Genomic DNA, 12928 nt, shown 5'->3' on the forward strand with positions numbered 1-12928 from the left:
AAAAATAATTATTTAAAAATATCTCTTTGATTACGAATAGAAGCAATATAAATCATATATTTCAACAGTAACTGATATTTTTCCACACCAAGAAACCGAAACGCGATCTTCATACCACAACGAATTATTTTAAGACGAATATCATTGTGATTTGTATTGTAGCTATTATATGATTTAACCCCACTAGGAGTCGCAAACAAATTATTTCTCTTGCAAAATTTATAAAATTTACTGTCGACTAAAAATGGATTGTCGCTGGTAACTGGAAATTCTGACATTCTATATAAGCGACGTGAAACGGAAGAAATATATTTATTATCATTAAACGTCGAAAAACCATATTTTATTTTTTGAAATTTCAAATGCCCATTGTCCCGCAACTCCTGACGGTATGCAGCGAATATTTCTTTTAGATCTGGCCGTTGTACCAAATCAAATCTATTCTGATATTTCGAAATAGCATTTTCCTCATTCAGCAGCAATCCGCTAAAATGGAAAAAGTACAATGGTTCTGTAGCGTTCACTACCCATTCATTGTCCTTTTGTCCAAGCAAGCGCTCGTGCAAATTCCAGTAGGCCATATTGCAGCCAAGTGATTTCTCAATATAAACACCAGAAAATATGCAAGGAACCAGGTTGATCCATTTTTGATCGACAAAAAGCCCATGAGCCGGTTCATTATATCCCTGCTCAAGGCAACGGGCCTGCCACCAGCGAAGCATTTCTATGGCCTGCTCGGAATCATTAACGCCAATAAATCCAAGATTAAATTGACCATTAATTAGAAAATCAACTTCTCCAGGCTTCATACTATCAATAATAGGACTGACAATATGAGGAGTCAACACGATTGAATGATCATTTAATCTGTCGAATATGATATCAAGATGCCGGAAAATTTTTATATCAGGATCTATATAGGTAACTTTCTTGTATTTTCCCAACAGCATCAATAAAAATGTCGGTTTAACATTTGTATTTAATTCTAAAATATCATAGCGAATGGCATATGATGTGAAGTTTGGAATATTAAGATCTTCGACCCAAGTAATGGCAACACCATCATCTACTTTAAAAGTCTCATCTTTTGTATCGACGATAAGTATATGAAAAGCACCATCAGGATGTTTTTTTAAAAAACTATTTCTCAGCGTTAAGGCGTAAGCAAAATAGTTTTTCGATACAATCGTGCATCCAGAATAATTTCCATCACCACAATTTTTACTACGATCTAAATCCATAACTTTACTTTCCATGTTCTAACAACATTGCTTTAAGTTCACTTATAATCAATAAATTTCTTTAGGATAAATAGATTCAGGCGGACTAAATTTCTACACCTATCCATTTTTTCTGGGCATCACAATACTTCTTCACTATTCGAGCAGGAATACCTACGGCGATCGTCTTAGGGGGAATATCCGAAGTCACAACTGAATTAGCACCTATAACAGCACCAAAACCAATCCGTGCTCCGGGTAAAATGCAAACATTGTCGCCAATTAGAACATTATCTTCAATGATGACTAGGCGTTCCGTCGACAGTTTTCTATCATGGGGAGACTCATCGGGTGATGATGGAAAGTCACTTCGATAATCGCCATGTAAATGGTCTGTGATCAAAACCTTACTACCCACCAATACATTATTTCCAATATCAACTAAATTTGTTGCCGCTATATGAAGAAAATCACTGGCGCCAAAATTATTCCCAATAATTATTCTCGGATTGAATTTTTGATCACCAAACTCAGTAACAGCTTCGATCCATAGGTTACTTCTACAATTAAAATTATCACCTATGGTTATATGGCGTTTCCCACGAATATAAGCAGGCCCTAAAATTGTATTGACATTCCAGCCAAACAGTTTTTTATAATATATACGTCGAAGTTTTAATTTTACCGCCAAAAAAATCAAAGAAAGGAAATTGAAATTTTCTCTTTTTAGAACTTTTATAAATTTTTTCATGAATAAACGTATGGAAAATTTTGCGTTCAATTACATCATTTAAATACAATATGTATTGAAAATACCAAATCCAAGCGTAAATACACATACTTTTCTTAGGCACAAAGAAAAATCGACATCAAAGAAGCGCATAATGCAAATTTTTATTTATTTTATTCAATACTCGAACGCCAAAAAATGAAATTTCTCTTCTTAATTTTGAATTTGACAGTATACCTTTTAAGAAAACATTGGCATATTTATTATTTCCAAAACAAGAAGCTATCATTAAATTGATATCTTCATGTTCAAAATTACTTTTACTAGCGGCACTTCCAAATTGATGCATTAACTCACCTGGAAGAAGTCTTGTCACAACAGCATTCGACATGATATTGGCATTGTTAAAAGAGTCTTCAGAGAAATATTTTTTCGTTATATTTATAAGATTTGCGCCAAAGACCTGAATCAATTTATAGCCCCCCGTATTTCCGGTCATCGCACCGAACATAGGTGTATATATATAAATATGAGAATTTATTATTTTTAGTGCACTATACATCCAAGCCATCTGAGGTAAAAACGTACCAGTATCAGATCTAAAATCAAAATCTGGGATTTTTCTTAGAATTTCTTCCCTATTAATTATATTGGCAGAAATAAATGTAAGGAAAACATTGACTTCGCGAAATATTTTTTCAGAATTCAATGTTTTTATTTTAATATTCTCTGGAATCGAGCGTAGCGCAATCGCTCCCTCTTGGCCATCTTTAAACCCACCATTCTCCATATATAAAATACCGAATTCCCTATTTCGGCATAAATTCAATACGTAATTTAAAGTACCTTGATACAATATTTCATCATCGCCAAGCACCCATAGATACCTCCCAGATGCTACATTGAAACATGCTGCGATATTACCATCCATACCTATATTTTCATCATGACGAAAATATTTAATCGGAAAGGTATTTGCAAATTCTGAAACAATATTCTCCGTATTATCTGGCGATGCGTTATCTAAAACAATTATCTCAAGGTCCGTCGGGAAATATGATAAATGCGATGTTATCGATGATAGCAAAATCTCTAAGCACGCAGCTCGCCTGAAAGTCGGAATGACGATAGACAAAATAAAAGGCTGGATCATTTTTCACCTTTTAATACTTTGATAAAGATTTTTTTTATAATATAAAATGCTACATTTTTAAAAAATATGATTTTTGAAAAAATAGAAGCTCCAAAAATAGTATTTGTTTTTCTAACAAATGAGATGGCGTAAGTAATTCCATAATTCAGAATTTCTCCATTTTTAACAGTCCTGGACGGCATACCATAATGCTCACAAAGATTGGCATTTTTTAGAATGGCACGATATCCGACGGTCGCACCAAGCAATCCTCTTATAAATACACCAATAATCAAATGATTCTTTTCTTTTTTCGATAGATTCAATGTATATATATGCTGGCTGAAGTTAACTGCCATACGTAGTCTGGAATCAGGGGAAAAAAATGCATCTTTCTTATTGCCATCGGTACCAAATGATTTAATTTTTGCGGCCGCAGCACCATCCTCAGTAGTGATCAAGTCTGGATTGTAAATATATCCGTCACCGAGCAAACATAATTCAGCAAAGACAAAATCAAAAGGAAAAGTATCAACTACATTATAGTCTGAAAATCTTTTAACTAAATTAATTGATTTAAGAAGATGGTTATTAAAAAAATATCCCGTCGGGTGTCTAGCCATATAAGCTATAGCCTTGACGGCCAATATACCTTTTGGAAAACGATCATACTCATTTAATACAGTTGAATTATATTCGCAATATCCAGCAGCCAACTCCGGCTGTGCCATCAAAAAAGACCTGAAACTGGAGATTGCATCCGAATGAAAACTGTCCTTGTCTGTAGAAAAAACCAGGTATTTCCCACATCCTTTATCAACGGCATGCAATATGTTGAAGAGCACCCCCTTGTTCTCTCCATTTTCATATACTGAAAGTCTTGTGTCCTTAATTTTTTTTAATAACTCTATTGTCGAGTCAGTTGATCCATTGTCCAGGACCACAACCTCGATATCTATATCGGGACATTCCAAAATACTCAAGACATTCTGGTAAACAATTTCTGCACGATTGTAAGTTGGGATGCAGAAACTTACTGAAATATCACTCATGAAAAGTCACCAATTACTTCGTTAAAGTTCATATCTTTAATAAAAATACCTTCTTTTCTAACTTCAACAATTTTATGACAATTCTTTAATGTATTTAATCTGTGAGCAATGATTAAAATAGTAATGTCCTTACTAAGAGACTCTATCGCAAGCATTACCGCCATTTCAGTTTCCGTATCTAAAGCACTAGTGGCTTCATCAAAGACGATCACATCGGCACGCTTGTACAACGCACGTGCGATGCCAATTCGTTGCCTCTGTCCACCAGAAAGTTGAATCCCTCGTTCACCGACTACTGTGCGATATCCTTCGGGCCACTGCTCAATGGTTTCGGCAAGCTGCGCTTGTTCTGCGGCTAGTTTTACACGTTCGTATGAAATTTTTTCCCTCGGAATACCAAATGCAATATTTTCTTCGATACTATTATCCGTTAGAAAAACGGTCTGTGGGACGTGGGCTATACGAGATTGCCATGCACGGCGATTTTCGGACGATATCTTCTTGCCATCAATTTCAAGAGCGCCGCGAGCCGGATCCAGTAATCCCATGATAATATCTATCATCGTACTTTTTCCACTACCGGTTCCGCCGATAAACCCAACCCTGCTGCCTTTCTTAACTTCAAGATCGACATCCTCGAATATCCAGGGCGATTCGCTGTTATAACGGAAAGAAACTTTCTTTAAGCTGATATCATTTTCGAACGATATCGGTGCAATTTTTTCCTCTCCCGTATTTTGCAACATGGGCTGATCTAACAGATCCAATGCATCTTGAAGGGACGCGTGTGCTCCTTGCATCAAAGACCAAGAATTATAGGCTTGCTGCAAAGCAGGCAATAATCGTTGCAGTCCCAAAGCAAGTGCGGCCAAGATAGGAATTGCGTTCGTTATTCCATCCGGCCGCTGTGATAGTACATAGGCTAAACCAGCAATTAATACCGTCCCCATGCTTTCCATTGCAAATCTTGGGCTTTGACTAATAAACTGATTACTCCCTTGAGCCGTACGTAAAATGCGGTCAGTTTCCCTATAAATTGCGCAAAAACTCTCCTGACTCCCGTCAATTAGAATATCGCGTATTCCACCCAATCCCTCTTGCAAGGATTTAATAACATTATTAGATTCTGTAGCAATACGGCGACTACTTTCCTTCAAATGCCTACGACTAATTTTAATAATAAATGCATAAATCAATCCGAAGCAAGCAATGATACCTAGCGCAACACCTGGAATGACATAGCATAAGACAAATAGTATGGCGATTATCATCGCTATACTACTGATCAATGTCAAACCTGGCATTAGAATATAAAATATAACTTCGCTAATTTTTACCCATATTACGTTCACCACTTCACTACTATTTCTCGCAATATGAGTTGCATAAGGCTGATATAGTGTTTTGCGATATACGTTATTGCTCAGTTCAGATCCCACTTCAAACGATACTTTTACTGAAAATTTCAATGAGAATATACGTAATAGCCCAGACAGCAATGCAGCCACGCTAAAAATTATGGTAAGTGGGAGCAATAGCTGATCTGCATTTTCCAAGCCCATAAACTGTATCATCGGCGCGGCAGCACTACTATCGAAGATTTTCTCTGGATTTGTCAGAGCACCAATAAAGGGAAGCACCGATCCAATGCTTACGATCTCCGCAAATGACGCCAGTATTGTCAATCCAAGTAGCAGCCAGAATTGACGGCGGCGACTGCGACCAATGTGCTGCCAGAGGCGGCCGATCAAATTGGAAAAAGTTTTCTCAAATCGCATTTTTTTTTCTTGTTTTTAGACTATATTCTTGTAATATTTTTTCAATTCCGCTTCTCAACGAGGTAGTTGGCATCCAACTTAATTCGCTCAACTGGCTGATATCTGCCTTGGAATCCATAATTTCGTCGCTACGGTATTCAATATCACCAAAGCATAATTCGGTCTGACTACCGGAAATATTCTTGACAATTTCCACAAACTCACGAATTTGAAAGCTTTTCCCTGTTCCAACTTCAAAAGTTTTAAATGAAAAATCATGACTATTCGCATAGTCCACCAATTTCAAATATGCCTTGACCACATCGTCGACATAAATAAAATCGCGCTTCTGATGGCCATGTGTAAGCGAAATTTTCCCCACTTTCTCAATGGCTATTTTTTGAACTACACTTTCAACAAATTTCAGGTTATCATCACCCGGACCATAAATATGCTCGAGTACAACATTGATTATTTTTAATTTTTTTGATAATTGGTTTAACCAGACAAGCAAGCTTTTCTTGGATAGTGAATAATTCAACAAATTTGAATAAGAGCTATTCCCTTTATTGAAAAATGAATCGGTATTAATAAAACATTTTACACCGTAGTCAATCCCTAACTCAGCAAGACGTATCGGCAAAATTAAATTGGCCTCCAGAATCTTAAATACCGGCGTCGTTCCACGACCATACTCTGTTGCCGCATGAATAATTGTCTTGATCTTATACGTCTCGAATATTTTCCGGGGGTCGTCACGGTCGATATCGAAAATATGAAGCCTGTCGTTCTCTAAGTTTTCTGCAATTTTGGCAGTATTCGAAAAAGATCGTTTGACAATAACGACTTCATATCCGGTCTTCAGCAGTGCCGCCAATAAGCGGCTTCCCAAAAATCCTGTTGCGCCTGTCAATAAAATCATTTTTCTTCCAGAATACAATATATTCGTTTAGCACCGAAAAGATCACGTTGCACCATAATAATTTCCACTATTTAACTCCCTACTGAATTTTTATCCTAGTAATAAATTCGTGAATTTTATAAGATATTGATGTCACATCTAATTTGTGCTCTTTCAATAAATAATCCCAAGTTCCACAAGCGCTCGAAAAACGATCCTCAATTCCGATACGGCAGATCGGCAAGGTGCTGCTCGTAGAAATCTCCTCGGCAATGCATGCCCCCAAGCCACCGATGACAGAGTGCTCTTCAATTGTCACAATGCAATCAACATTTTGTGCTATGTCGTTCAACTGCTTGCGGTTAAATGGTTTGATCGAAGGCACACTCCAGACTTCCGCATCCAGGCCTTGCTCAACCAAATCAAGCGCTGTACGCACCATCGATCCAGTCGCGAGAATGGCTGTCTTTGCCGATCCTTTTCTTACCTTGAGCATCTGTCCTGCTGACAGTATCAGCTCCGCGCTATGAATGTCACCGCGGTCGCTCTTGCCCATGCGTATGTAAACGGGCGAATGGAGGCTAAAGGCCAGCCTCATGGTCGCTGCCATTTCAAAGCGGTCGCCTGGCGACAGGATTGTCAAAGCTGGAATGGCTCTCGTGCAGGCGATATCTTCGGTCGACTGGTGACTAGTGCCCAGGTGGCTATAAACCAGACCAGCGCCGTCTCCAATCAAGATCACTGGAAGATTTTCATAGCAGATATCAATTTTTATCTGCTCAAGTACTCGAACCGGAACAAATGCAGCCAGACCGTACACGATAGGCTTGAAACCCGCCTTGGCCAGGCCAGCCGCGACGCCCACCATGTTTTGTTCTGCGATGCCGGCATTGATGAATTGATCGGGCAATGCTTTGCGAAAATCGTCGAACAAGGCGTATCCATGGTCGCCGGTCAGCAACAGGATTTTCGGATCGGCCTTTGCCGCATCCACGATCGCCTTCGAAAATGCTGCTCTCATTATGTGCGCTCCAACTCTGCCATCGCCGCATTGAAGGAATCTTCCGTCAGACGCGTGTAGTGCCAGATATTTTGATGTTCCATGAACGACACACCCTTGCCTTTGACCGTGCGCGCCACGATCGCTTTGGGTTTGCCATTTTTATTTGCTTTTAATTGTGTCAATGCGCTTTCAATCGCCATCTCATCATGGCCGTCGATGCTCACAGCATCGAAACCGAACGCGCTGAATTTGTCTTGCAGGCTTCCAAGCTTCATTACATCGATGGTCTTGCCCATAGCCTGGAAACCGTTTTCATCCACGATGACTACCAAATTATCCAACGACCAATGGGTCGCGAACAACATCGCTTCCCACATCGTGCCTTCATTCATTTCTCCATCGCCGACGATTGCGTAGCAAAGCTGGTCAGTTTTGACCAGCTTTGCGGCCAGAGCCATGCCGACACCTACCGACAAGCCGTGTCCAAGCGAACCAGAGGTAACTTCGCAACCGACCACATGTCCGTCAGACAAGCCCTTGAGGCGCGAGCCATCGCTGAAATAATTATCAAGTTCGCTTTTCGGCAACCAGCCCTTTTCATGCAGGCAGGCATATTGGCCCATGACACCATGGCCTTTGCTCAACACCAGGTAATCGCGCTCCAAGGCGCGCGGATCATCGCCCGGATAACGCAAGTGATTGCGGTACAGCACAGCCAGAATTTCAATGAGCGAAAATGCACAAGCAATATGCACAGTCGAGCCGGCATACGCCATTTCGAGGACGGTGCGGCGCAACTGGCGAGGATTAAATTCAGACATTATGAATTCCCGGATTGTTCGCGACCGGCAGCTTGTAATAAATGGAGCCGCCAATCGATGGTTTTACGTATGGCCGACCGCAGGTCGGTGTATTCAAGTAAATTCAATTGCACACGCGCCTTGTCTACATTGGGGACATAACGCAATACAGGCGCATTTGGCACAGGCTCGGCTCCCATTACGATACGTTCACAGCCATACATGATGTCCGAAATGGTTTCCGCTAGTTCACGAATACTCAATGCCTGGGCAGAACCAAGGTTGTAGGCTTGGCCAGGCGCCCCGTCGATTAATATTCTCAACAGCCATATCACCATGTCCGCTGCATATAAATAGGATCGCTGCGCAGTACCGTCGCCGCCTACCTTGATATCTCGTTGATTGAGTCCGTCGAGAATGAAGTTACCAGCGGCAAATTGTGCGTCGAGTGGTAGATACGGACCCAACAGCGCAAAAACACGTGCGATGCCGGTTTGCAAACCTTGCTGACTGGCGTGCACCTGCACCAGCCATTCCGACACCCGTTTCCCTTGCCCATAAGCAGTATTGGCTTGCAAGGTATCGGGTGCCCCCTGATAGTGCTCGCGGATATGCGTCATGTCTGCTGGCTGACGTCCGTACACAGCACCCGAACTGGTCAACAAATAACGTTGCGCACCGCAACGCGTCGCGAGGGCCAGCGTTTCGCGCGTCCCATTGACGATGTCGTCAAATACCGTGCGTTGGTCGGCAACGGCAGTGGCGACATCAGTCGCCGCATGCAACACGATGTCAACGGCATCACTAAAGAAGCGCAGATCATTGACATCACCTTCGAGCAATTGAACAATCGCATCGTTTGCCAAATGCGGCGCCTTCTTGCGAAAGGCTTCGGGGCGCCGGGTCAGCACCGCCACGCTGATGCCTAGGTCAAGCTGGCGGTCGGCCCAGATCAGCGCCTCCAACAACCAGCAGCCTATGAAGCCGGTACCGCCGGTGATAAAGATGCGCTGTCCGCGCAACGCATGCCATACGCTGGCAGGAGTGCGCTCCAGTATCAGCCGCAGATCCTCAACGGCCACTCCAGGCTGGTAGGTCTGTTTCATTTGCGGCTCTTGATGCGTATTGATCATTACACTTAGAAGTTCACACCGAAGAATTCTTCGATCTTGCTGATCGAGAAATCCATCATTTCGCGGGTCAAGCCAGGGAACACGCCGATCCACAGGGTGTCGTGCATGATGCGGTCCGTATTCGTCAGCTCACCCGAGACGCGGTAGTTACGCCCGATCATGTACGGCTGACGCGTCAGGTTGCCGGCGAACAGCAGACGCGTGCCGATCTTGTGTTGATCCAGGAAGGTCAGCAGGCTGACACGGTCCACATTCGCTTCCGGACGGATGGTGATCGGGAAACCGAACCACGATGGATCGGAATTGGGCGTCGCTTCCGGCAGGATCAGGAACTCCGCACAGCTCTGCAGGCCATTTTTCATGTAGTTGAAATTGTCCTTGCGCGCCTGCACGAAACCGGCCGCGCGGTCCATCTGCGCCAGGCCGCAAGCGGCCTGCATGTCCGTGATTTTCAGGTTGTAGCCCAGGTGGCTGTAGGTGTACTTGTGGTCATAGCCTTCCGGCAGCGTGCCCAGCTTGCAGCAGAAACGCTGGCCGCAGGTGTTGTCCTTGCCTGGCGCGCAATAGCAGTCGCGGCCCCAGTCGCGGAACGATTCGGCAATCGCTTTCAGTTCCGGATTGTTGGTAAACACCGCGCCGCCTTCGCCCATGGTGATATGGTGCGCAGGGTAAAAACTCATGGTGCCGATATCGCCGAAGGTGCCGCACATCTGGCCGTTATACGTGGCGCCCAGGGCGTCGCAGCAATCTTCCACCAGCCACAGATTGTATTTCTTGCACAGCGCAACGATGACTTCCAGGTTGAACGGATTGCCCAGGGTATGGGCCAGCATGATGGCCTTGGTCTTGTCCGTGATGGCCGCTTCGATTTTCGTGGCATCGATGTTATAGGTGCCCAGTTCCACGTCGACGAAGACGGGTACCGCACCATATTGCAAAATCGGATTGACGGTGGTCGGGAAACCGGCCGCCACGCCGATGACTTCGTCACCAGGCTGGATGGCGCGCGCGCCGAGTTTGGGCGACGTCAGCGCCGAGAAGGCCACCAGGTTGGCGGACGAACCCGAGTTCACCGTGATCAGGAATTCGACGCCGATGAACTTGGCCAGGCGCTGTTCGAATTCGTCATTGAAACGACCCGTGGTCAGCCAGGCGTCGAGCGAGGCTTCGACCATCAGGCCCATCTCGGGTGCGCCGACGACTTTACCGGCCGGTGGAATCACCGTCACGCCCGGCTCGAATGGTTTCGGCACGCTGGCCAGTGCGCCGTATTGCGCCACCAGGGCAGCGATCTGCTCGCGGATTTGTTGTTGGGTCAGTTGTTCGCTCATGATACAGCCTTCAATTTATTAGGTAATTAATCAGGTATTTTGATAGGTGGCGATTTGCGCCAGCGTCATTGCCCGCATGTCCGCGCCCTGGTCGCACGCCTTATGCCACTCGACAATTCTGGCGATGGTCTGGCCGATGTCCCAGCGCGGATGCCAGCCCAGCTGGCCACGCGCCTTGGAACAATCGAGTTTCAGATAGGTTGCCTCATGCGGATGGTCCTGGCCGTCGAGCGACCAGGAGGCGCCCGCGCCCCATTCTTGCGTCATGCGCTCGATGATCCATTCGACGGGCTTGGCGTCGGTATCGTGCGGGCCGAAGTTCCAGCCTTCGGCATGCACGGGGCCTGCCGTGTACAGCTTTTCCGCCAGGGTCAGATAACCGCTCAATGGCTCGAGCACGTGCTGCCACGGGCGGATCGCATGGGGATTGCGGATCATCACCGGCTCGCCGGCGCCGATGGCGCGCAACATGTCGGGAATCAGGCGATCCAGCGCCCAGTCGCCGCCGCCGATGACGTTGCCGGCGCGGCCGCTGCCCAGAGCCACGCCGTGTTCGGCGTATTTGTCGGCATGGAAGAAGGAACTGCGGTAGCCGGCTGTCACCAGTTCGGCGCAGCCCTTGCTGTTGCTGTAGGGATCGTAGCCGCCCATGGCCTCGTTTTCGCGGTAGCCCCACGGCCATTCGCGGTTTTCATAGCACTTGTCGCTGGTGACATTCACCACCGCACGCACGCCAGGCGTGGCGCGCACGGCTTCGAGCACATGCACCACGCCCATGACGTTGGTGGAATACGTTTCCACCGGATTGGCGTATGAGTAGCGCACCAGCGGCTGGGCGGCCATGTGAATGACGATGTCCGGACGTGCGGCGGCCATGGCGCGCTTGACTGCGTCGCCATCGCGCACGTCGCCGATGATCGACTGCATGCCACTGGCCACGTCGGCGACCTCAAACAGGCTGGGGGTGGTCGGTGCCGCCAGCGCATAGCCGGTCACGTCGGCGCCAAGCTGCTGCAGCCACAGGCTCAGCCAGCCACCCTTGAAGCCGGTATGGCCGGTGAGAAAAACACGTTTTCCTTGCCAGAATGCGGGATTCATCAAGCCGCCTTCCAGGGGGCCTTGCCCGATTGCCACAGTTCTTCCAGATGCACCTTGTCGCGCAGGGTATCCATCGGTTGCCAGAAGCCATGATGGAAAAAGGCGTCCAGTTGACCTTCAGCGGCAAGGCGTTCCAGCGGCTGCTTTTCCCAGGTGGTGCTGTCGTTCGCGATGTAATCGATGACTTTCGGCGACAGCACAAAATAGCCGCCGTTGATCCACGCACCATCGCCTTGCGGCTTTTCCTGGAAACTATTGATTTTCTGGCCATCCAAGATCAGCGCGCCGAAGCGGCCAGGAGGCTGAGTCGCTGTCAACGTTGCCATTTTGCCGTGTGTCTTATGGAAGGCGATCGATTCAGTGATATTGACGTCGCTGACGCCATCGCCATACGTGAAACAGAACGCCTCTTCCCCTTCCAGGTAGCGCTCGACGCGTTTCAGGCGACCACCTGTCATGGTCTCATCGCCGGTATCGACCAACGTCACCTTCCAGGGTTCAGCGTTGCGCACATGCACTTCCATCTGGTTATTCTGCATATCGAAAGTCACGTCCGAGGTATGCAGGAAATAGTTCGCGAAATACTCCTTGATCACATAACCCTTGTAGCCGCAGCAAATGATGAAATCATTCACTCCATGGGCCGAATACGACTTCATGATGTGCCATAAGATGGGCTTACCACCAATTTCCACCATCGGCTTCGGTTTCGTAGAAGTTTCTTCGCTAATTCGGGTTCCTAATCCACCCGCCAAAATAACAGCTTTCATA

At 45.6% G+C, this 12928-nt stretch carries 12 protein-coding genes; all 12 read right to left on the reverse strand.

What is annotated here, in order from left to right:
- Positions 1-8: 8 nt before the first annotated feature.
- The 12 genes from O0879_RS17225 to rfbF all read right to left on the reverse strand — a co-directional run bounded on the left by O0879_RS17225 (position 9) and on the right by rfbF (position 12927).
- The gene (locus tag O0879_RS17225; RefSeq protein WP_289917686.1) at positions 9-1241 is read right to left on the reverse strand and encodes a glycosyl transferase; all 1233 of its coding nucleotides are present in this window, start codon (positions 1239-1241) and stop codon (positions 9-11) included.
- Between the two features lie 85 nt (positions 1242-1326).
- Positions 1327-1971, reverse strand: a complete 645-nt coding sequence (locus tag O0879_RS17230; protein WP_289917688.1) for a DapH/DapD/GlmU-related protein — start codon at positions 1969-1971, stop codon at positions 1327-1329.
- A 118-nt stretch (positions 1972-2089) separates the two neighbouring features.
- On the reverse strand, positions 2090-3103 hold the full coding sequence (locus O0879_RS17235; RefSeq protein WP_289917690.1) for a glycosyltransferase family 2 protein: 1014 nt from the start codon (positions 3101-3103) through the stop codon (positions 2090-2092).
- Entirely contained in the window at positions 3100-4134 is a 1035-nt protein-coding gene (locus tag O0879_RS17240; protein WP_289917692.1) for a glycosyltransferase family A protein, read from the reverse strand. Before O0879_RS17240 ends, O0879_RS17235 begins: the two co-directional genes overlap by 4 nt.
- On the reverse strand, positions 4131-5912 hold the full coding sequence (locus O0879_RS17245; protein ID WP_289917694.1) for an ABC transporter ATP-binding protein: 1782 nt from the start codon (positions 5910-5912) through the stop codon (positions 4131-4133). The genes O0879_RS17240 and O0879_RS17245 overlap by 4 nt, the downstream gene beginning before the upstream one ends.
- Entirely contained in the window at positions 5902-6813 is a 912-nt protein-coding gene (locus O0879_RS17250) for an NAD(P)-dependent oxidoreductase (protein WP_289917696.1), read from the reverse strand. The genes O0879_RS17245 and O0879_RS17250 overlap by 11 nt, the downstream gene beginning before the upstream one ends.
- 79 nt (positions 6814-6892) lie before the next feature.
- The gene (locus tag O0879_RS17255) at positions 6893-7813 is read right to left on the reverse strand and encodes a transketolase C-terminal domain-containing protein (RefSeq protein ID WP_289917698.1); all 921 of its coding nucleotides are present in this window, start codon (positions 7811-7813) and stop codon (positions 6893-6895) included.
- Complete coding sequence (locus O0879_RS17260; RefSeq protein WP_289917700.1) at positions 7813-8616, reverse strand: transketolase; 804 nt, start codon at positions 8614-8616, stop codon at positions 7813-7815. The genes O0879_RS17255 and O0879_RS17260 overlap by 1 nt, the downstream gene beginning before the upstream one ends.
- Positions 8616-9701: an NAD-dependent epimerase/dehydratase family protein gene (locus O0879_RS17265; RefSeq protein WP_289917701.1), complete on the reverse strand. Its 1086-nt coding sequence runs from the start codon at positions 9699-9701 to the stop codon at positions 8616-8618. The genes O0879_RS17260 and O0879_RS17265 overlap by 1 nt, the downstream gene beginning before the upstream one ends.
- 32 nt (positions 9702-9733) lie before the next feature.
- Entirely contained in the window at positions 9734-11059 is a 1326-nt protein-coding gene (gene rfbH / locus O0879_RS17270) for a lipopolysaccharide biosynthesis protein RfbH (protein WP_289917705.1), read from the reverse strand.
- Positions 11060-11089: 30 nt separating this feature from the next.
- Positions 11090-12157 carry a CDP-glucose 4,6-dehydratase gene (gene rfbG / locus O0879_RS17275; RefSeq protein WP_289917899.1) on the reverse strand — a complete coding sequence of 356 codons (1068 nt, stop codon included), beginning with the start codon at positions 12155-12157 and terminating at the stop codon, positions 11090-11092.
- Positions 12157-12927 carry a glucose-1-phosphate cytidylyltransferase gene (gene rfbF / locus O0879_RS17280; RefSeq protein WP_289917706.1) on the reverse strand — a complete coding sequence of 257 codons (771 nt, stop codon included), beginning with the start codon at positions 12925-12927 and terminating at the stop codon, positions 12157-12159. The genes rfbG and rfbF overlap by 1 nt, the downstream gene beginning before the upstream one ends.
- Between the last annotated feature and the right edge of the window lies 1 nt (position 12928).

Origin of the sequence: Janthinobacterium sp. SUN120 (genome assembly GCF_030397735.1) — a bacterium.
In the GTDB taxonomy this organism is placed as follows: Bacteria; Pseudomonadota; Gammaproteobacteria; order Burkholderiales; family Burkholderiaceae_D; genus Janthinobacterium; species Janthinobacterium kumbetense.